At 53.7% G+C, this 21,308-nt stretch carries 13 protein-coding genes; 8 read left to right on the top strand and 5 right to left on the bottom strand.

What is annotated here, in order from left to right; all coding sequences use genetic code 11:
- Positions 1-102 precede the first annotated feature (102 nt).
- A complete protein-coding gene (glsA, locus tag QET93_RS02170) occupies positions 103-1,017 on the bottom strand; it encodes a glutaminase A (RefSeq protein ID WP_345786064.1) in 915 nt (304 codons plus the stop codon).
- 58 nt (positions 1,018-1,075) lie between these two features.
- A complete protein-coding gene (gadC, locus tag QET93_RS02165; RefSeq protein ID WP_345783054.1) occupies positions 1,076-2,533 on the bottom strand; it encodes a putative glutamine/gamma-aminobutyrate antiporter GadC in 1,458 nt (485 codons plus the stop codon).
- Between the two features lie 465 nt (positions 2,534-2,998).
- Between gadC and QET93_RS02160 the strand changes: the two genes are divergently transcribed.
- A complete protein-coding gene (locus QET93_RS02160; RefSeq protein ID WP_280126091.1) occupies positions 2,999-4,414 on the top strand; it encodes a glutamate decarboxylase in 1,416 nt (471 codons plus the stop codon).
- Positions 4,415-4,553: 139 nt separating this feature from the next.
- On the opposite strand, the gene QET93_RS02155 is transcribed toward QET93_RS02160, so the two are convergent.
- Entirely contained in the window at positions 4,554-7,067 is a 2,514-nt protein-coding gene (locus QET93_RS02155; RefSeq protein ID WP_280126092.1) for a pitrilysin family protein, read from the bottom strand.
- A gap of 220 nt (positions 7,068-7,287) precedes the next feature.
- On the opposite strand from QET93_RS02155, the gene QET93_RS02150 reads away from it, so the two are divergent.
- From QET93_RS02150 to secG, 6 genes are all read left to right on the top strand, one after another.
- A complete protein-coding gene (locus QET93_RS02150; RefSeq protein WP_280126093.1) occupies positions 7,288-7,452 on the top strand; it encodes a hypothetical protein in 165 nt (54 codons plus the stop codon).
- Between the two features lie 128 nt (positions 7,453-7,580).
- Positions 7,581-8,588, top strand: a complete 1,008-nt coding sequence (locus QET93_RS02145; protein ID WP_280133108.1) for a DHH family phosphoesterase — start codon at positions 7,581-7,583, stop codon at positions 8,586-8,588.
- Positions 8,589-8,624: 36 nt separating this feature from the next.
- The gene (gene truB / locus QET93_RS02140; RefSeq protein ID WP_280126095.1) at positions 8,625-9,353 is read left to right on the top strand and encodes a tRNA pseudouridine(55) synthase TruB; all 729 of its coding nucleotides are present in this window, start codon (positions 8,625-8,627) and stop codon (positions 9,351-9,353) included.
- Positions 9,354-9,355: 2 nt separating this feature from the next.
- The gene (gene ribF / locus QET93_RS02135) at positions 9,356-10,300 is read left to right on the top strand and encodes a riboflavin biosynthesis protein RibF (RefSeq protein ID WP_280126096.1); all 945 of its coding nucleotides are present in this window, start codon (positions 9,356-9,358) and stop codon (positions 10,298-10,300) included.
- 65 nt (positions 10,301-10,365) lie between these two features.
- A complete protein-coding gene (locus QET93_RS02130) occupies positions 10,366-10,704 on the top strand; it encodes an aspartate 1-decarboxylase (RefSeq protein WP_280126097.1) in 339 nt (112 codons plus the stop codon).
- Between the two features lie 40 nt (positions 10,705-10,744).
- Positions 10,745-11,218, top strand: coding sequence for a preprotein translocase subunit SecG (secG, locus tag QET93_RS02125; RefSeq protein WP_280126098.1), 474 nt, complete (start codon positions 10,745-10,747; stop codon positions 11,216-11,218).
- Between the two features lie 198 nt (positions 11,219-11,416).
- Here secG and QET93_RS02120 read toward each other — a convergent pair whose 3' ends face one another.
- Positions 11,417-14,038, bottom strand: a complete 2,622-nt coding sequence (locus QET93_RS02120; protein ID WP_280126099.1) for a DNA topoisomerase 3 — start codon at positions 14,036-14,038, stop codon at positions 11,417-11,419.
- Between the two features lie 266 nt (positions 14,039-14,304).
- Between QET93_RS02120 and QET93_RS02115 the strand changes: the two genes are divergently transcribed.
- The gene (locus QET93_RS02115; RefSeq protein WP_280133107.1) at positions 14,305-17,589 is read left to right on the top strand and encodes a VIT domain-containing protein; all 3,285 of its coding nucleotides are present in this window, start codon (positions 14,305-14,307) and stop codon (positions 17,587-17,589) included.
- Positions 17,590-17,604: 15 nt separating this feature from the next.
- Here QET93_RS02115 and hrpA read toward each other — a convergent pair whose 3' ends face one another.
- Entirely contained in the window at positions 17,605-21,300 is a 3,696-nt protein-coding gene (hrpA, locus tag QET93_RS02110) for an ATP-dependent RNA helicase HrpA (protein ID WP_280133106.1), read from the bottom strand.
- Between the last annotated feature and the right edge of the window lie 8 nt (positions 21,301-21,308).

Below are 21,308 nucleotides of genomic sequence, written 5' to 3'. Positions count from 1 at the left end.
TTACCCCGACATTCTATCTTTCCTTTCATTAAATTTCAAAAATTCCGGGAGAGTATTCCATCCTGCGGAACACTCCCCCGGAAAAGATACGGACGGAACAAGTCAGCTCAGGAACAAATTGAGGCCATGCTCGGTAATAATGCGATTCAATGCCTTCTGTCCACGGACACTGTTGCCCGCGACATCCAGAGGCGGGGAATAAGACGCCAGAGCCAATTTGCCCGGCGCACAGGCAAGAAGGCCGCCTCCAACGCCACTCTTACCCGGTACCCCGGCCTCGTACATCCATGTCCCGGTAGAATCGTACAAACCGCTCATACACATCTCTGCAAGAACCGGAGGAACATTGGTATCTTTGACGACACGCTTCCCCGTCACAGGATTGACGCCTCCGTTGCAAAAACACGCCCCCATGACAGCCAGATCCCGCGCCGTAATCTTCACGGAGCACATGCGCGTGTACAAATCCACGATCATGTCAGGGTCATTGTAGAAATATCCGTAGCTTTTCAGCAGCCAGGCAATGCCCCGGTTGTGCTGATTCGTTTCACTTTCAGAATGATAGATCTCCTCGTCTACTGACAGGGAATGACCGGCAAAAGCCTCCAGATTGGAAATAATAGTGTTCCAGATGTCATCCGGAGTTTTCCCGGGAATCAAGCTGACGGTTGCCATGGCTCCGGCATTTACCAAGGGATTTAGCGGCTTTCCATGATGGAGTTCGACAGCCATCACGGAATTGAAAGGCTCTCCTGTAGGATTGGCCCCGATTTTGCTCAGTAATTCCCGATGACCGATTTGGTCGATCACGTATGCCAGGCTGAATACCTTGGAAATGGATTCAATGGCAAACGGGACTTCCGCATCTCCGACTTCTACGATGTCTCCGTTACAAGACACGGCGGCAATTCCAAACAAATTCGAGGAAACCTGGGCAAGCGCAGGAATGTAACTGGCATTCCTGCCACCATGGTCGTCGGCATATTCTTCCCTCGCCTGTGCGAGGGAAGAATGCATGGCCTGTGAATTCCAGGAAAATGATGTTAAGATCTCATTCATAGCGGGTAATGCCTCCTTACTTTTGTGAGTCTTCCAACTTCTTCTGTTCCCAGTTGAAGGGTTCAAAAGCATCCTCGGGATTCAGTTCACGCTTCCATGAAGGCTTGCGCAAAGCGAAGATAATAAACGGTATCCCGGCAAAGAAAATCATTCCTATCGCCAGAATCGTAATGTAAAGCAACGGGCTGCCGACAGGGATCTGGGCAGGAGGAATAAAACTTACGAGGAAGGCAGCCAGACTACCCAGCAAGCCGATCCCTCCGACAATCCACATTCCGAGGTACTTGCCGCCAGGTACGCGGAACGTACGCGGAACATCCGGTTCCGAATGGCGCAGATAGATACCGGAGGCAAACATCAGCATGTACATGATCAGATACAGGATAATCGTCAATTGGGAAATAATTTGATAAGCAGTTTGAACGGAAGGCATAACAACAAACAGAATTGACAATACCGTAACCACCCCTCCCTGAATGAACAGAATACCTGTCTGGACGTTATTGGTGTTCACCTTCTGCATGGCAGGAGGCAAGTAACCGGCCATCCCGACTTGCAGCAAGCCCTTGGATGGACCCATGACCCACGCTGTCACCTGAGCGAGTACGCCCACGGCAAGACACAGAGCCATAATCCCGCCGAACCATGACAGTCCGAACATTTTAAAGTACTCATCGTAAGTAATCAACAAACTCTGAACAAGATTGATCTTGGCTTCAGGAATAATGAAACCAATAGCCAATGTGCCGAACACAAAGATACTGACCGTAATAATCGCGGAGATCAAAATAGACAACGGATAATTCCGCCCGGGATTGCGGACTTCCTTAACGTGCACGGCAGACATTTCCATCCCTGCGTAAAACAGGAAAATACTGGCTGCCAATACAATATTGTCGAACTTCGTCAGGTCGGGGATCAACTTGTCTGCACTCATATCAATCAGCACCGGGTGGCCGGAAAGCCAGTAATAGGCACCGAAAAGGATCAATACGGCTGCAGGAATAACCGTACCGATCATCGTCCCCCATTTCGTAATCATCCCGGACATTTTCATCCCTCGGAAGTTCAGAAATGTTGCCGACCAGTAAACGGCAAGAACAATGATCAATGCATACCATTTATTGGCTGCCAAGGCTTCGTCCCACCTCTGGTCGGGACCGATGAACGCCAGAGAAACAGCGGCAAACGTCAAAACGGTCGGGAACCAAATCGTACTCTCAATCCATTGAAGCCAAATGGCTAAAAACCCCCACTTGGGACCAAATGCCTCACCGACCCATCGAAATACTCCACCTTTTTGCGGCCAGCCTGTCGTCAACTCGGCCGCTACCAGGGAAACCGGGATGAGGAAGAATGCTGCTGCAAAAATGTAATAGAAGACGGAACTGAGTCCGTACGTACTTTCCGCAGGCATGCCGCGAAGGCTGACGATGGCGGAAATGTTAATCATCGCCAAGGTGAAAACCCCCATCCCGACAAGAGATTTGGTAGGGGATCCACCAACCTTCACGGGTGAAGACCCGGAATGATTTTGTGTGGTTGTGTTCATGGAACCATATTGTTTCTAGTTCGATGCCAGGGCCTCTCTCGAAGAAAAACACCGGCTCTTGTACGACTGTCTTGAAACCATCGGCAACTTCTGCCTCCCGCCCGGGAAATCGTCCTGTGAAAAATCTACCCGGGAAGCCACTTTTCGGTATCCGGGGATATTTCCACAAGCCAGCTGCATGATCGTTTCCAGCCGCAATATATGTCTATGAAGACTCCCTTTCTCCGGCACCTGTTGAAAAAAAAATTATAAATCTATAGAGACTCGTAAAAATGACATTCCGATATAATTCTTCTGAACGAATTTTCATCGGGAGCTTTCTATTCCTACATGACAGCGCATTTCGGCCGAGTGTCTGTCTAAAAATTCACTTAAAGGAAATTAATTATGTCAACATGCGATTGCAATAAAAATAGGAATGCGGAGCCGGCACCGGCTAGCGCATCCATCTTTGGATCACCGGAAGCCGGCCGGGTTCTGCCCAAAACAAAAATTCCTTCATCCGCAATGCGCGCTGAAGATGCCTACCAGCTCGTCCACGACGAACTTCTCCTCGATGGCAACGCCCGACAAAATCTGGCCACGTTCTGCCAGACCTGGGACGAAGCCGAAGTCAGGAAACTGATGGATTTGAGTATCAATAAAAACATGATCGACAAGGATGAATATCCGCAGACCGCCGTCCTTGAAATGCGGTGCGTCGCCATGCTTGCCGATCTATGGAATGCCTCACCGGATGAAAAGCCCATCGGCTGTTCCTCCATCGGCTCCAGTGAAGCCTGCATGCTCGGCGGTATGGCCGCCCTCTGGCGCTGGAGAGCAAAACGGAAAGCTGCCGGCAAACCGATCGACAAGCCCAACCTTGTTTGCGGTCCCGTCCAGATCTGCTGGCACAAATTTTGTCGTTACTGGGACATTGAAATGCGTGAAATCCCCATGGAAAAGGGTAAGTTTGCCATGGATGTAGACCGCATGCTCGAGCAAATTGACGAAAATACTATTTGCGTCGTCCCGACCTTTGGAGTCACCTACACGGGGGCCTTCGAATATCCCGACAAGATTGCAGCCGCTCTTGACGACTTGCAAAAACGTACCGGTCTGGATATTGATATCCATGTCGATGGTGCCAGCGGCGGCTTCCTGGCTCCGTTCTGCGCTCCCGATATCCTGTTCGACTTCCGTATCCCGCGAGTCAAATCTATCAGTACATCCGGCCACAAGTATGGTCTTGCACCACTCGGTGTGGGCTGGGTCATCTGGAGAGACGTAAAGGAACTCCCGCAAGACTTGATTTTCAACGTCAATTACCTCGGCGGCGAAATTCCGACTTTCGCTATCAACTTCTCGCGCCCCGCCGGACAAATCATCGCCCAGTACTACGATTTTATCCGTCTTGGTTACGAAGGATACAAGAACATCCATACCGCCGCATACGACGTATCCACCTATCTCGCACAGGAAATTGCCAAATTGGGAGACTTTGTCTTCATCGCCAGCGGCGACCCCAAGACGAGTATCCCGGCCGTATGCTTTTACATGAAAGATGGTTACGATCCCGGTTACAACCTGTTCGAACTCTCGGACAAGCTGCGTACCCGCGGTTGGCAGGTACCGGCCTTCACCCTGCCTCCGGACTGCGAAGAAATCACAGTTATGCGAGTCATGGTACGCCAGGGATTCACCATGGACATGGCGGATCTGTTCCTGACGGATATGAAGAGGTTCATGGACTTCCTCGGCAAACATCCGCAAGCCGTTCATACCACGCCGGCAGAAGGAACCTCCTTCAACCACGCCAAATAAACAGACATCTCCGTCGCACACCGGTTCCGTACCGGAAACGGCAGAACTCGTCACAAAACAAGGGGCTGTCTCACGAAGGATTGAAAAATCCGACTGAGACAGCCCATTACTGTATTACCGCAACGCCACAACTGTCAGGTCAATTTTCAACAATCGCCCAGGTTCTGGGTTTACCGGGATCCAGTCTCTCACGGATAAAGAGATTCATCTCATCCACCGTCATAGCGGAAATGCGTTCTTCCTGTTCTTCAAAATGATTGGGAGACAAGCCGAACAAGGCATCCAGAGCCAGCATTTGGCACAGGGCACTGTTGGATTGACGGGCCAGCAACCGAGCGGATAAGGCCGTTGCCCGGGTACGCTCCAACTCTTCGACACTCATTCCGCGGTTGTAGATTTCCTGCAAAGTCACCTCAAGTAAACGCCGGGTCTCTTGCAATTTTTCCTTCGACGTCCCGGCATAGAACAGGATATTACCGGTATCCAAACCGATGAACAGAGACGAACTGGCATAATAAGCCAGCCCCGATTCTTCCCGGATGCGCATGAAAATCGGTCCTGCCATGTCAGAACACCATGATTGGAAAAGGATGGCCTGAGGACTCTCTGCCGACATGACATCTACCCCGGTCACAGCCAGGACGACAACGGATTGTTCCTTGTCCATGCTAACGACAACCTCTCCTGTCTTCTGGGGAGGAGTACTCACCATGCAGGCGGATGAGCCACCCGGAGGCAAGTCGGCAAAATAACGTTCCACCAAGGCGAATGCAATTTCCGGGTCAAGATCCCCCGACAGACAGAGGGCGGCATTGCCTGCCGTGAACAATTTCCGGTGATGCTCTCGTATGTCCTCGATTTTCAAGGATTCCAAGCTTTCCGGCGTCCCGGAAGGGGAGTTGCCATAACCGATATCCCCGTAAGCTTCCGACCTCAATCGGCGGAAGGCGACAGAAAGGGGATCCTCCATCTCTTCCTCCACTTCTGCAATCATCGTTTCACGTTCCTTTTCAAGCGCATCCTGAGGAAAAACGGGGTGAATGGCAACGTCGGACAGCAGATCCAGGACGGTTTCCAAATCCTCCGACATGGCGCTGGCTCCAATTGTAATGGAGTTATTGCCGGAGGCCGCATGGATACAGCCGCCGAGATTTTCCAGATCGTGGGCAATCTGCGAGGCATCACGGGATGTCGTCCCCTTCAACAGACATTCCGCCATCAATGAACAGATACCGGCCGTTTCCGCCGTTTCTGTCGGACTTCCGGCCTTGACGACGAAGCAGGCATTCACCAGCGGTAGCCTTCTATCCGGCTTGACGATTACTTTCAAGCCTCCCGGCAATACGCGAGAAACAATTTCTTCACTACAGTCCCGTTCGGCGTCGGACTCCTGGGAAGCATTACTGCCGATGGGATCAAGACTCACCTCCGTCAGACACTCCGGTCGGAACCACTCCGATGCAGCCCTGCGGATATCCTGCGTCGACACGCGTTCCAAAGCCTGAAGCCATTCGGCCGTGTAATTGAGGTTGCGCGTTCCAAACCACTGGGTAGCCACACCCTCAGCAAGTCCGGAAGCGGAAGCCAAACCACGCAGAAGATTCGCTTTCGTTTGCTTCAAAATACGGACGATGTCACGATCAAAGTCAGCCGAGGTCAGAGCAATTACTTCCTCCCGGATCATTCGCACAACCTCATCCCGGTGTTCCCGGTCGGTATCTGCAGAAATAACGAAAATTCCTTCATCCTGCTCCGACTGATTAATATGCGCCGTGATATCGTACACTAGGCCAAGCTTGTCGTGGAATTTTTCATATAGCCATGCCGACCTCCCTCCTCCCAGAATGCGGGCAAGAATGGCCAAAGCCGGACTATCGGGATGAGACCGCACGGGCATTCTCCAGGCAAGGCCCAGTTTGGAATAAGGAATGGCAAACTCGCGGCGCGCCGTCCGGCTTCCCCACTGGTGGCTTTCACGCGGTACAGGAACGGATGCCAAAGCTCCCGGAATGATTGATTGAGTCAATTCCTCTACCAACGCAATAACCTCCCGGGCATCCACATTACCGGCAACAGACAAGAACACATTATTGGAGCAATATCTATCCGCATGGTACTGAACAATGTCGTCGCGAGTCAGTCTATCGAACCTTTCCGGCACACCTAGAACCGGCCAGCGCAAGGGGTGTTTGCAATAGAGCGTCGAAACGAGCTGGTTGTAGGCCACGGAATCGGGATCATCATCATACATCGCCATTTCCCGCCGGACGACTTCCTTCTCTTTCTCCAGTTCCTTTTCCGGAAAAACCGGGAAAAACACAAGTTCCGTCAAGTATTTCAAAAACTCTTGCCATGAAGCGGACGGGCCATCGATGTAGTACACCGTTTTGGTCGTACTCGTATACGCATTCCACAGTCCTCCCATTTCCTGCACCTTGCAAGCCAGTTCCTGGCCGGAGTAGGACTTCGTCCCCTTGAAAACCATATGCTCAATTAAATGCGAAAGGCCGGAACCAAGCCATTTCCCTTCGCTGGTGGAACCCGTTCCAACCCAATATTGGAACGATGCGACCGGATGGGACTTCTCTTCCGTTACAAGAAGAGTCAGGCCGTTGCCTAGCTGGTGGACAACAGTGGAAGGAGAGGCGAACATGGTTTAACCATCCCACGGATGTCCCTGGCAATCAAGAATACGCTCGGGCATGGAGGACAGATTCCACCAACCACATGTGTCATGCAAAACGAACCTCACTGCATTTTCTGACAATCGACTCCAGCAGGAATTAGAATTTTGTTTGACTAGAAGCTGTCAATCATGTTTATTTCTGAAAGACCGATTTCATCCCCTTTGATCATCTAACACCAATACTACAATGAAGAACATTGCTCTCATCGCTCTGTCCGCTTTTGCCGCCGGTATCCTCGCTTCCTGCTGCTGCCAGGATCCTGGTGCTCCCAAGCTGGCCAAAATGCCCAAGTTCAACGATCTGGATCAACCCACCGATGTGGCTCCGATCGTGATGAAGTCCAAGAAGTAATTGCTTGCCGCCCATCATCCTCGACCGGCAAGATCGGAACAGGATTGAGCATTTAAAAATTTTCAAGCCGCGTTTGGCACTGTCCGAACGCGGTTTTTTTGTCTACACTTCCCTCCGTTCGCAGATTTATGAAGACCCAGCCGATTCCGCCATCCTTCCTGAAACAATTCCGGAACCTGATCCACAACGGGAAGAATTTTGCCGTCATCGCCCACTTCCGCCCGGATGGAGATGCCCTCGGTGCCACTATTGCCATGGGAGGAGCCCTGCATTTTCTCGGCAAACAGGTAACCATGCTTAACGAAGATGCCGTTCCCTCCAACCTCAAATTCATGGAGGGATCTGAAAGTATCATCCGCACGATCGACTACGCGGATCGGCCCGATGCCATTATCGTCCTCGATAATGGTGACATCAAACGCATCGGCATCCCAGGCATGGCTCTCATCCGGGACAATGTTCCCGCCCCTGTTTCGGTCAATATCGATCACCACGAAACCAACAACCGATACGCCGATCTCAACTGCATCCTCCCGGAGGAATGTTCGACGTGCGCTATCCTCTACCATTTATTTCTGGCACTGGAAATTCCGTTGTCTCCCGCCATGCGCGATGCCCTCTATATCGGCATCTCGACCGATACGGGATCCTTCCAGTATGAACGCACGACACCCGAGGTGATGGAAATCGCGGCAGACTTGCTCCGTCAAGGCGTCAATGTTCACGACATCAATCGGAAGCTCTACCAGGAAATTCCCTGGAAAAAGCTCATGCTCAACCGTGAAGTCCTCAACGGCATTCACTTGGACGCTGCAGGACGCGTTGCCAGCTTCAGCCTGACTCGTGACTGTAAAAACCGTCTTGGCGTCACGGAAGACGATACCGACGGACTGATCGACATCCTGCGTTCCATCGAAGGAGTTCTCCTTGCTATCTTCCTGGAAGAAATGGACAATGGTAAAATCCGGCTCTCTCTGCGTTCCAAAACTCCCGCCGTCTCAGTCAGTGAAATCGCTTCCCGCTTCGGCGGAGGCGGCCACGCCATGGCCGCCGGCATCCGCATGAGTTGTCCGATCGAAGAAGCCCGTGCCAAAGTATTGCCCGTGCTGGAAGAAGCCGTCTCCCTCATTTCCTGACCACCCTTATTGTTCCACAGAACCCGTCCCTACCCCATGGATCAAGCAACAGCCCCCAGCGGAGTCCTCCTCATCGACAAAGCACCCGACATGACGTCCCATGACGTCGTCGCCATCGCCAGGCGTTCCCTAGGCATCAAGAAAATCGGTCATTGCGGAACGCTGGATCCCATGGCCACGGGACTCCTCATCCTGGTCATCAACAAAGCAACTAAACTCCAGGATCTCCTCATGGGAGAACACAAGGAATACGAAGGCACTATCGTTCTCGGCGTAGAAACATCATCTTACGACGCCCAAGGAGAAATCATCTCATCCAAACCCACCGACGGCATCACGGAAACCGATATCCTCGCTGCTTTCCTGCGCTTCCAGGGTAACTTCGATCAGATTCCCCCCATGGTCTCCGCCATCAAAAAAGACGGTGTCCCCCTCTACAAACTGGCCCGTAAAGGACAGGAAATCGCCCGGGAACCGCGTGCCGTCACAGTGCAAGGCTATCAGATAGGCCGTTTGGAAATTCCGGAAATCGACTTCACCGTGCAGTGTTCCAAAGGGTTCTATGTCCGTTCGCTCGCCCATGATATCGGAGAGGTTCTCGGATGCGGTGCTCACCTAAGTGCCCTGAGACGTACGAAATCCGGAAAGTTTTCCGTTGAGGGAGCCGTCACTATCTCCGAACTGAAAACGGCTCCTAGAGAGGAACTCTACAATCGTCTGATCTCAATCCAGGAAATTGCCGCAATGCGGGGTATCGACGCCTGACCATGAAAATCTTGCGTTCCATCAACGAACTGACCGGAATCAATCGCCCCATTCACTGGGCCATGGGAGTCTTCGACGGATTGCACACCGGCCACCATGCCGTCATCGGTTCCGCCGTCAACGAAGCCCGGAAATGCGGCGACCTTGCCGGAGTCCTTACCTTTGACACTCATCCCCTGACTACTATCCGGCCAGAAGCGGCGCCCAGGCGCATTTTCTCCGGAGAGAGGGAAAAAATGGCATTTCTGGAACAACTGGGCATCGACATCGTTCTTTCTCTTCCCTTCAACGCAGCCCTGGCCTCCATGAGTGCCCGGGAATTCCTTGACTCCCTGCAATCGGCCGGCAACCTCGCGGGAATCTCCGTCGGCTGTGACTGGAAGTTCGGACATGACCGTTCCGGAGACGTAGATTTCCTGCGCGTTCGCGCCGAGCAAGACGGTTTCTCCATCTGCCCCATCCCTCCGGTTGAACGAGACGGCTGCCGTGTCAGCAGTACGGAAATCCGCCATAAAATCACCTCTGGAGATCTTAATGCCGCCTCCCGCCTTCTCGGAAGGCCCTATACTCTATCCGGTCCCGTCATTCATGGCCGAGAACTAGCTCGTACTCTAGGCGTCCCGACTGCCAATATCCGCCCCGGCAATGAAGTACTCCCACCATTCGGAGTTTACGCCGTGCGCACCATTCTGCCGGACAAGCAAAATCCCGTCCCCAGCATCGCCAACTTGGGGCAAAGACCCACGGTAGAACAACCCGGAACAGGAGAAATCCTTCTGGAAGTCCATCTCTTTGACTGGCAGGGCGATTTGTATGGGCAAGAACTTACCGTAGAATGCATTGCCTTCCTCCGTCCGGAAAAGCGTTTTCCTTCAGTGAACGCCCTCAGGGCTCAAATCGGAGCCGATTGCCAAAAAGCGCGGAAAATCCTGGCAGAAAACGATTAAGACACAGAAAAACAAGATCTCGACTTGACCTTATCGTCAATGAAGAGTTCCTTTTCCCGACCACCATGTTTGTGCAACAGCTCAAATCGAAAATTCACCGCGCCATGATCACCCGCGGCGACGTTGAATACGAAGGCAGCATCGAAATCCCATCGGATTTGATGGCCGCTGCAGGATTGTGGCCGGGGGAAAAAGTCCTCGTCGCATCCGTCACATCCGGCAACAGGCTGGAAACCTACGCTCTCGAAGGGCCTCCGGGAACCGGCAATATCATCATGAACGGCGGAGCCGCCCATCTTATCAAGACGGGGGAACGAGTCGTCATTATGTCCTTTGCCATGTCCGAAGAGCGCATTACTCCGACAAAAATTGTCTGCAACGAACATAACGAAATTATTTCCTAGCCTTTACAAAACGGTTTCACTTTTCCATACTCTTCCACTCATGATTCTCGCCTCCTTCCTCGACATTGGTATCAACCTGATTTTCGTCGCCCAGTTGATCGTTACCATCCTCCTGCTGATCGTCGTTCTCATGCAGCGGCCCAAGCAGGAAGGACTCGGCGCCGCTTTCGGCGCAGCCTTGACCGACCAGGCTTTCGGTGCCCGTACCACGGACGTACTGAAAAAAGCTACAATCTACCTGGGAACTTTGTTCATGCTGATCGCATTCGTCCTTTGCATTCTCCTTAACAGAAAATACAAGGAAAACCAACCGACCCTGTCCCAAGTGGAAAACGCACCGTCCCAAGTCGAAAAGACCGATGCGCCCAAGGATGAGAAGAAAAAGTCCGTTATGGAACTCCTTCAGGAGCAACAGCAAAAGCAAGACAAAACTCCCGCACCTACGCCAGCCGAACCCGCAACACCGGCACCAGCAGAGCCCGCCTCCGCCCCTGCCAAGGAACCTGGCAAATAAGAGTTATCTCTTCCCCGGACATATTACCTTTCAAGGCCGTTTTGTATCTCCTGCAAAACGGCCTTCTTCTTTCCCGCCAAAGATTACCGATTTCACTTCAGGTTTCCCTCAGACTTCCGTAACGGAAAAGAAGAGGGCCATTCCGGAAACATTCGGAACAGCCCCCCTCTTGGAGAAAACCTTGCCGTACAACGCAGGCTACTTCTTGGATGTCTTCCGCTTGGTTAAAGGCGTAGTCTTGGCCGACTGGGCAACCTTCGCCGGTTTTTCAGCGGCAGGAGCCTTGTCTTCGGGAGAGTCAGCCTTGGCCGTTGTCTTACGCCCAGCCTTGGCGGGGCGTTCCGTCTTGTCGAACTCGAACCCTACTTTGCCCGTTTTCGCATTGAGGACAAGGTAGGCGTCGAAGGGACGCTTCGTACGCTGGGAAATGAAGCCCTTGAGGAGAGCCGTCTTTCCTGCGGAAATAATAGCCTTAATCTCGTCGAGAGTAATCGTTCTTCCGAGAATCGTACGGGAAACGCTGACCCCCTTCGTCTTGCCGAATTCCATATCCGGAAGTTTCCAGGTCTTGGAGGTTTGCTGGATATCGTATTCCTTGCCGTTTTGGGCAACGACACGATCCACGACAACCGGTTCCTCCCTGTCGCCGGACTCGGCATCTTCGGGACGTTGCGGAAAGTAGAATTTGGCCTTGCCCTTTTCATCAAGTTCCAAGCCGGCATCGAACGGTTTGCCGAAACGCGACGTAAAGCCGGAAAGAATATCCGTCTTGCGGTTGGCGACGAGACCGGCAAGTTCATCTTCGGTCATATCCCGCCCGGAAATAGTTTTGCGAACGGAGAACTTGCAGGAGCGGCAGGAAACGGCATCCATCGTGTTCTTCAACCCTTCGGCGCCACACACGGGACACGTCCACGGCAATTCCGGCAATTCGACCTGCTGCATATCCGTCTTGAATTGCTTGACGCGTTCGACAATGTCGCCTGTCAGTTCCTTGATTCCCTTCATGAAGGATTCGCGGTCAAGAGCGGCATGCTCCATGCGTTTGAGCTGGTATTCCCATTCGCCCGTCATGCTGGGCGACGTAAGGGTTTCCAAGCCGACACGCTTTAGAAGTTCGATCAATTCGATACCGCGGCGCGTCGCCAATAGATCCCTGCCTTCCCGGGCGATGTATTCCTGGGAAATCAAGCCTTCGATAATCGACGCACGCGTCGCCGGGGTTCCCAGTCCGCGTTCGCTCATGGCTTCCCGCAGTTCGTCGTCGTTCACCAGCTTGCCAGCCCCTTCCATAGCTGCCAGAAGAGTAGCTTCCGTGTATCGGGCAGGAGGCTTGGTCATGGAGTTTTTGACATCAATGCGATCCACCAGCGCCTGCTCGTTAGGCTGGACGGGAACCAGGTCTTCCTTGCCTGTACTACCGGGTTTACGACCATAGACAGCCTGCCAGCCCGGTTCCACAAGTACGCGCCCCGTCGTATTGAATGCGTCCACAATACCTCCGGGATGAGTGATGCGCGTCGTGCGCTTCGTGTCCTCGAAAATGGCAGGGGGAAAGAAAACGGCCAGGAAGCGTGCCATTACCATGTCGAACAACTTCTGGGCATCGGCTGAAAGCTTGTCTAATTTGCCCGTCGGAATGATGGCAAAGTGATCGCTGACTTTGGAACTGTCAAACACACGCTTGTTGGGCTTCACGCGCTTATTGTCCAGAATGTCGCGGGCAAACGGAGAAAAATCGTTGTCGTCTCCGGCAACGGATCCTACAATGCCGTATACCTTGCCGACATAATCTTCCGGCAGATAGCGGGAGTCGGTACGGGGATAGGTCAGCACCTTGTACTTTTCGTAACACTCCTGGGCAAGCTGCAATGTCCTCCGCGCGGAAAACCCATAACGGTTAGCGGCATCGCGCTGGAGGGAGGTCAGATCGTACAACAGGGGAGCAATGGTGGAAACAGGTTTCTTTTCCTCCGTCACAATACCAGTCTTGCCGTCACAACGGCTACGGATTTCCTCTGCAGTCTGTTCATTCCAAATTCGTTCCGGACGAGACTGAGGCTTATTCTCGCTCTTTTTCCACGAGAGATCCACCCACTTGCCTTCATAATGTCCGGCTGCCACCTTGAAGGAGGCAATAACTTCGGAATAAGGCTCCGGGATAAAGGCCTGAATCTCCTGTTCCCGCTGGGCCAGGATGGCAAGCGTCGGCGTCTGGACGCGACCGGCAGGCGTGATGTTGAAGCCGCCTCGCGATTGCAGAATGGTCAGGGCACGCGTACTGTTGAGACCAATGAGCCAGTCGGATTCCGAACGACAAATAGCGGCGTCCGTAAGCGGAGCCATGTCTTCCTCACTGCGCATGTTGTGCCAGGCGGTAAGAATAGCCTCGTCCGTCATGGACTGCATCCAGAGGCGGCGCATCTTCTTGCTCCACTTGCCGAAGCGAACCATATTGTTAAAGATCAACTCCCCTTCCCGGCCGGCATCGCATGCGTTGACGATTTCGGTAACGTCCTTGCGACGGGCAAGCTGAAGCACTTTCTTCAAACGGTCTTCCGATTGCTTGATCGGTTCGAGTTCAAATTTATTCGGAATCACGGGCAGATAGTCGAACTTCCAGGGAAGCGACTTGCCCTCGGCCGTCGTCGGTTTTTTCTGTTCCAGAAGATGCCCGACAGCGGAAGTAATGACGGCTTGGTCATTTTCAAAAAAAGCGCCGCTCTTGTCCCGGGTAAACTTACCCAGTTCTTTGCCCAATACTCGGGCGAGGTCGGTTGCGACGCTGGGCTTTTCTGCGATGATGAGAATCTTGGACATGGGCAACGGGAAGGGGAAGGGAAATCGTATTTGGCTTCTCGAACAAAAGACATTTTTGCGCGACAGGCGTTTTGGTTGCAAATTCCTAAGCGCTCAGACGGGACATTTGTCAATTCAAGAATGCGTATTCGATGCAATATAGGACGTTTTATCGCCCGATTTGCTCCGTTACCTCAATGTTACCCTAAAATTCTTGCTGAACAGTATGCGTTCCGCTAAAGAAGGTGTAATGGGTTTCTTTTTTTGAATTCCACCTTTCCACAGCCATGAAACAAGTACCCTCCACGGTTGCAATCCTCCTTCTGGGGACCATAATTCCCTGCCTTTACGGACAGGCCTCCGCATCCGGTTCCGGCCGGGTCATTCCCGATCGGGAGGCTCTTATACCGCGCTTGGTCGTCTCCAAACCGGGAAAGGAACAACCCGTCTCTATTTCCCGGGCGGAAGTCTCGGCTCGCCTCAACGGAATTCTGGCTGAAACGACCGTGACTCTTACATTCAAGAATCCGAACGACAGAGTCCTGGAAGGAGAATTGTACTATCCTCTGCCGGACGAAGCGGCTCTGCAAGGTTATGCCCTTGACATCAACGGGCACCTCGTAGACGGCGTTCCGGTGACAAAGGAAAAAGCCCGCGTTGTCTTTGAAGAGGAACAACGGAAGAATATCGACCCCGGTCTTGTGGAATGGTCCGGAGGCAACAGTTTCAAAACTCGCATCTATCCCATCCCTTCCCAGGGAACGCGCACGGTACGTCTGCGATACACGTCCATTCTCCCCATCGGAGACAATGGCGCGCCGGTGTACCGTCTGCCTTTGAATTTCCCGCGAAAGCTCGATGCCTTCAAGTTGCGCATCGAGTCGCAAGATAACCGGAAACCAACGCTTTCGTCCCCCACACTGTCCAACTTCAACTTTCAGGACTGGCAGGGAGTCTTCGTCGCCGAATCGGAATGGAATAACCTTTCGATGACCGAAGACCTGGTCGTATCTCTACCCTCCGAACAGATCCAAGGATTGGAAAACGGCCAGCTGAAAAGCGGTCTGGAAACCTACGACGGCGAAACTTTTGCCGCCGTCTCCCTAATCATCCCACCGATAGCCGGCACCTCCCCGTCCCTGCCCTCGCCCGACACTATCGACATCGCCTGGGATGCCTCCGGTTCCATGGTCAAAGCCGATCTCGACAAAACCCTGGATCTGCTGAAAAAATATTTTGAGCAGACGGCAGACCAGGACAAAACGGTACGAGTCTTCCTTCTCCGCAACAAATTGGCCGATCCCGTCCCCTTCACTGTCTCCGGTAGCAATGCGGAAACACTGCTGAAATTCCTCCGTAGTATCCGCTACGACGGAGGTACGGGTAATTTTGACTCCTTCCTGAAAGCCGACACCCGGGCCGGAATACGTTTCGTCGTTACTGACGGCATCGTTAACCTCGGGGCCATGCAGAACGCTTCCAGCACTCCGACGGTTTCCGTACCAACATATGCTCTCATCGCCAAATCCGGAGCGGATATCAATGCCCTCCGACGCCAGAACATGAACATCCTCAACCTGACGGAGGCAACAACCGACCAGGCGTTGGAATCCATGAAGTATGCCCCCCTTACCGCCAGCGCCGTCGTAGACGGTCAACCTTGGAAGAAGGCAGCCTTCAACAAACAGGAATTCCATTACGGCGACAGCCTCGTCTGGACAGCCGTTCTCCCGGATGGAGTTCACAACGTTAAACTTGAAGTCCAAACGCCCGACGGTAAAATCGTCGCCTCCGGTACGGTGAACTTCGATACGGCCTCGGCCAGGCCGGGAACAATGCTCCGCTCATTCTACGGCCAGAATATGCTGGTCAAACTCATGCTGGAACCGTCAAGTCCGGCCACAAAGGAAGCTTTGTCCCAACTCGGGCAGGACTACGGTATCGTCACTCCCGGTACTTCGCTGCTCGTCCTGGAATCCCTCGACCAATACCTCCGTTACAAGGTTCGCCCACCTGCCTCCGCACCAAAGGAACGCCAGCTCTATGACGAAGCCATGATCAAGGTACATACTCGAAAAGAACTGGAAGCCGATCAAATCCGCCTCGATAACCTGAAAGCCGCCCTAAACGGCTGGAAAGACCTCACCACGTGGTATGCGAAGGACTTCCCGGTTGTCTCCTCCTCAAAAAGGGGGAAATCTGAAGAAGGAGATGTTTCCTATGGAAGCCCGGCGGCAGGAATGTCTGTAGAACGGGCCAGGCAATTGAACGAAGTCGATTCCGCTTGGGAAACGCCTGCTCCCGCGGCAGTCCCCGTTCTTGGACAAGAAGAAGCCGGAGATTCTTTCGCTGAAGCACCAGATTCTCTACGCCAAGGCCATGCGGCATTTAACGGACTCCTGACTGGCAACGGAGATCTCGGACGTACGGCCAGCTCTGAACGTACGACCAGCTCCAAACAGAAAGCTCCGAAAGAAGGGCCCTCCATCAGTGTCAAAGCCTGGAATCCGGATTCACCCTACCTTGCTGCTCTGGACTCTTCGAACACTCCGTTCGACACCTATCTCAAACTCAAGGAAAAACAAGGAGATTCCCCCGGTTTCTACCTCGACTGTTCCGAATGGTTCGCTAAAAAGGGAGATCGTGAAACCGCTATCCAAATCCTTACCAACCTGGCGGAAATGGAACTCGAAAACCGTTCTTTAATGCGAGTCTTGGCTTACAAATTGCGTTACCTCGGAGACCTTGCCGCCGCAAAGAACATGTTTGACAAAGTCCGTGACATGTTCCCGGAAGAACCTCAATCCTACCGCGACCTCGCCCTTGTCCTCGATGAAATGGGAGACCGTCAGGGTGCGTTCAATACTCTGAAACTTGTTCTGGAAAAACCGATGCATCCCCGTTTCCGGGGGATTGAACAAATCGTTCTCGTCGAGATGAATCGTATCATCGCCCGGGCAAAAGCAGAGGGCAGGCCGGTGGATACCCAAGGGCTGGATCCAGCCTTCATCACTCCGATCGCGACAGATATCCGCGTCGTCATCAACTGGGACACGGACAATTCGGACATGGATCTGTGGGCTACGGACCGCTTTGGCGAAAAATGCATCTACAGCCACAACCGGACGTCAACGGGGGGACATCTCTCACGCGACGTAACCGACGGTTACGGGCCGGAGGAATTCATGATTCGCAAAGCCGTTCCGGGGAATTATAAGATCGAAGCCAATTACTACGGTTCGCGTTCCCAGAAAATGCTGGCACCCGTAACCCTGTATGCAGAAGTCTACACCGACTACGCCCGCCCTGAAGAAAAGCGCCAGACTCTCGTCTTCCGGCTCAAGGACAAGAATGACGTCGTCCACATCGGCGACGTGGCTTACTCTCACGAAGAAGGAGGTTCCATAGCTGTTACCCGCGATTACCAGATCAAAAAAGGAGACACGTTGAAATCCATCGCCGAACGTGAACTGGGAGATAAGACCAGAGCCACAGAAATCGTTACACTCAACGGATGGAACCCGCCAACCCTGCCCGTGACCGGAACCATCATCAAACTGCCGGCCCGGTAATCTCCCTGACGTTTCCTACTCGGAAAGAGCTTCCCAGGCCTGCTCCAGCTTCTTGACGGAAACCCGCCCCTTGACAGCCAGTTGGGGAGCAAAGACCATGAGCCTGTATTCCTCCAGAAGGTATCCGTAATCTTCCCAGTCAACAGCATCCGCATGGGAGGCTTGCACGGCCTGCCAGCGGGCAGCTATGCCGTGGAACTGCTCGATGCGTTCCAACTCGCGAACAAGTGGTTGCCGGTCCATGCGGCGCAAACGCTCCGCAATGCCGCGGGCATAACGGACCATATCCGGCAGACGCTGCCACCCGGCCTTGAGAACAAAGTGTTCGCGTTCCAGCCAGTCCATCTGTTCCCGAAGATCCGCCACAATGCGGTCATAATAACGTTCCCTGCCCCGCGTTGCGGCCAAGTCGCGGACGGCATGGTCGGCAGCACTCCATTGTTCCCAGAACTCGCCCACTTTGCGTGCCGCATCAAAGAGGTTCTGCCGGGCACGCATAAGGGCGGCGGCAAAGTCCTCCCCGCTTCTCGGCATAGGAGATCCCATCCCGCCTTCCACCGCTACCAGGAGCATATCCTCGATGTTGCTCACGGGGGCTGCACCAATAATACCCAGAGATAATTTGCCTTCCAATCCCAGCGGAAATTTTTTCTTCAGGTGGTTGACCTGGTCCCGAATGGCCAGGAAAGCCAGGCGCATACAACCCAGGCGGTGGGAAGCTTCCGCTTCGCGCTCTGTCGGGAACACGCGGATGCCTGCGCTGTCTCCTTCATCGGTTAAAGCAACAAATCCGGGACGGCCTCCCACATCTTCACGGAGGGGAAGAGTGCCGCAATCCCAGGTTTTCATTCCCGAACGAGACCACAATTTGGCCGCCGACTTGGAGAAGCGCTTCTCGACTTGTACCTTCAGACGGCGGCGCAATTCGTCTACATCCGTTCCGATGGCAAGTTCACGCCCGGCATCATCGCAAACCCAGATTTTGGTCATCAACTCAGCCGGAATCACTTCCATGTTGATGTCCCTGGCGCCGCAATGCCGCCCGGTTTCCATTTCGACGAATTCGGCAAGACGCGATGCCAGCGGACCATCCGGCACTAATCCCTTGCGCAGGGAAACAAAAGCAGCGGCTCTCTGGCCGATCGGCTGGAGCTGAACGCGCAAATCCTTGGACAATGTCCGCAGAAGCATTTCGGCACGCACCGCCAGATTGCCCGGAACTCCCCACTCGGGAAGCCAGTCCGGAAAAGACTCTAGCTGGTCGATATGAACGCCCAAAGTCACACCGTCATCCTCCGCGCCGGGATCATGCTGGTAATACACGGGGTACTCCTGGCCGTCGCAGGAAATCTCATCCGGATAACCGTCGAGCTCATCCTCCGACCACAAAGCATACATGGCATCCTGAGGACGGATATTGAGAACCGACTCCCCTTTACCGAGAGAACGCCGCCATTTGTGGAAAGCCTTTTCCGTGCAGATATCCTGCGGGATCACTTTGTCGTAAAACTCGAAAACACCGTCTTCACACCAAACCTGGTCGGGACGGCGCAGTTTGATTTCCATGGACTTCACCTCGTCTCGGACGCGTTCAAGCTCCTTGAGAAAAGGGGGCTTTTCCCGGAAGCCATCAGCAAGCAATCCCTCCCGGATCATAATGGCACGGGCTTTTTCCGGGTAGATGCGCCCGTAATGAACGCGTCTATTGTCCAGAATAGCCAACCCTCCGCACACAACGCGTTCCGTGGCATAAACAGCCCCTTGCGCCTTATCCCACCGGGCATTGGCATAATGATATTCGCAGAGTTGCGGAGCTACCTGTTCCACCCAGACAGGATCCAGCTTGGCACAGCGACGCATCCACAGGCGGGAGGTCTCCACCAATTCGACACCCATAACCCACTCCAGGCGTTTCTTACGTTTGAAAAGCCCCGACCCCGGAAAAATGCCGAATGATCGGCCGCCGGCCCCCTTATACTCGCGCATTTCCGGGTTCCAAAATCCGAATTGACGGGGTACGCCAGCCAGAATGCTACGATGAATCATGGCAAAGCTGGCCATCCGCTCATCATCGGTTTCCAATTCGGGAATCCTGCATCTCAGCGTTTCCCGGACAAGCCGGGAAAGATCCTCGTGAAGATTGCTCCACTCGATCAGGCGCATCATGTTCAGGAAACGGGGGGCGCACCATTTGCGGAGCTGGTTACGCTTCCAGTGCGAGCCCTCGCGAAACTGCCGCACTTCTTTCCACATGGATAGCATGGAGAGAAAATCACTATCCTCATTCCTCCACCGGGCATGAGCAACATCGGCCTTGTCTGCCACATCAGCCGGACGCTCCTTCGGATCCATGATGTTCAGTCCGGCAACAATAACCAAAACTTCGGGAAGGGCTCGTTCGTATTGAGCCTCCAAAAGCATGCGCCCCAGACGGGGATCAATCGGCAGGCGGGCGAGTTTTTTACCGACAGGGGTCAGCTGCTTCTTTTTATCGACGGCCCCGATTTCCCGAAGAGTTCGGTAGCCTTCCGTTACAAGTTTCGACGAAGGAGGATCGGGCAAAGGAAATTCCCCGATCTCGGGCAATCCGAGATCTTTCATCTTCAGCAGAACTCCGGCCAGCGAACTGCGCTTAATCTCCGGATCCGTAAACGGGGTTCGTTTCTCCCAATTCTCCTCGCTGTACAAGCGGATACAGACCCCTTCGCAAATACGGCCGCAACGCCCGGCCCGCTGTCGGGCGCTTGCCTGCGACACTTCCTCAATCTGGAGCCTTTGTACCTGTCGCGCAGCACTGTACCGGCTCACGCGGGCCAGTCCGGAATCCACTACGTACACAATACCGGGAATCGTCAGGGACGTTTCCGCCACATTGGTCGCCAGCACGATGCGGCGATGCGAGCCGTCGGGATGAAAAATCCTCTGCTGGTCAGCCAGGCCCAACCGGGCAAACAGAGGCAGAATACGCGTCCGGGACAGATTCATCCCCTCCAGCTTTTCCGCCGTCTCGCGGATTTCCCGTTCGCCGGGCAGAAAAACAAGAACGTCCCCCCTGGCATCGTAATCGTTCAGCCACTTGACGGCACGCCCGACATGGTCGGGCAACTCCTCATCCTCCCAGGCGGGAGGCAGGTAATGGATATCGACGGGAAAGGTACGCCCCTCCACATTGATGACGGGAGCATCGCCGAAAAACTCGGAAAATCCTCCTGCATCCATCGTGGCGGAACTAATGATGATCCGCAGATCCTTGCGCCTCTTTGTCAGCAGTTTGAGGTAGCCCAGCAGGAAGTCTATGTTGAGACTGCGCTCATGGGCCTCATCGAGAATGATCGTGTGATACTGCCGCAAGTCGGGATCCTTCTGCATTTCGGCCAGCAGGATCCCGTCCGTCATAAATTTGAGCAAAGTCTCCTCGCTGATCTTGTCCTCGAAACGCACCTGGTAGCCGACGAGGGAACCCAATTCGCATTTCATTTCCTCAGCGACGCGACGAGCGACGGAAGCGGCGGCAATTCGTCTCGGCTGGGTACAGCCAACCCGGCCCCGCCGATTGTCTCCGGCAATCTCCAGCGCCATTTTGGGGAGCTGGGTCGTTTTTCCTGAACCCGTTTCACCGACAACCACCACAACTTGATGGGCACGCAACGCCTCCTCGATCACGGATTTGTGACGAGCCACAGGCAGATCTGGATATTCAATAGTCGCCATCGGACACA

The organism is Akkermansia sp. N21116, assembly GCF_029854705.2.
Lineage (GTDB): Bacteria > Verrucomicrobiota > Verrucomicrobiia > Verrucomicrobiales > Akkermansiaceae > Akkermansia.
The sequence above is the reverse complement of the archived record's forward strand: the minus strand, read 5'-3'. Positions and strand labels throughout refer to the sequence as shown.

Excerpts from the sequence above, each read along its gene's own strand:
- truB (WP_280126095.1), top strand. The coding sequence starts at position 8,625 with ATGGATCAAGCAACAGCCCCCAGCGGAGTCCTCCTCATCGACAAAGCA.
- QET93_RS02120 (WP_280126099.1), bottom strand. The coding sequence starts at position 14,038 with ATGTCCAAGATTCTCATCATCGCAGAAAAGCCCAGCGTCGCAACCGAC.
- QET93_RS02155 (WP_280126092.1), bottom strand. The coding sequence starts at position 7,067 with ATGTTCGCCTCTCCTTCCACTGTTGTCCACCAGCTAGGCAACGGCCTG.
- QET93_RS02160 (WP_280126091.1), top strand. The coding sequence starts at position 2,999 with ATGTCAACATGCGATTGCAATAAAAATAGGAATGCGGAGCCGGCACCG.
- QET93_RS02150 (WP_280126093.1), top strand. The coding sequence starts at position 7,288 with ATGAAGAACATTGCTCTCATCGCTCTGTCCGCTTTTGCCGCCGGTATC.
- gadC (WP_345783054.1), bottom strand. The coding sequence starts at position 2,533 with ATGGGGGTTTTCACCTTGGCGATGATTAACATTTCCGCCATCGTCAGC.
- QET93_RS02115 (WP_280133107.1), top strand. The coding sequence starts at position 14,305 with ATGAAACAAGTACCCTCCACGGTTGCAATCCTCCTTCTGGGGACCATA.
- ribF (WP_280126096.1), top strand. The coding sequence starts at position 9,356 with ATGAAAATCTTGCGTTCCATCAACGAACTGACCGGAATCAATCGCCCC.
- glsA (WP_345786064.1), bottom strand. The coding sequence starts at position 1,017 with ATGCATTCTTCCCTCGCACAGGCGAGGGAAGAATATGCCGACGACCAT.
- secG (WP_280126098.1), top strand. The coding sequence starts at position 10,745 with ATGATTCTCGCCTCCTTCCTCGACATTGGTATCAACCTGATTTTCGTC.
- QET93_RS02130 (WP_280126097.1), top strand. The coding sequence starts at position 10,366 with ATGTTTGTGCAACAGCTCAAATCGAAAATTCACCGCGCCATGATCACC.
- QET93_RS02145 (WP_280133108.1), top strand. The coding sequence starts at position 7,581 with ATGAAGACCCAGCCGATTCCGCCATCCTTCCTGAAACAATTCCGGAAC.
- hrpA (WP_280133106.1), bottom strand. The coding sequence starts at position 21,300 with ATGGCGACTATTGAATATCCAGATCTGCCTGTGGCTCGTCACAAATCC.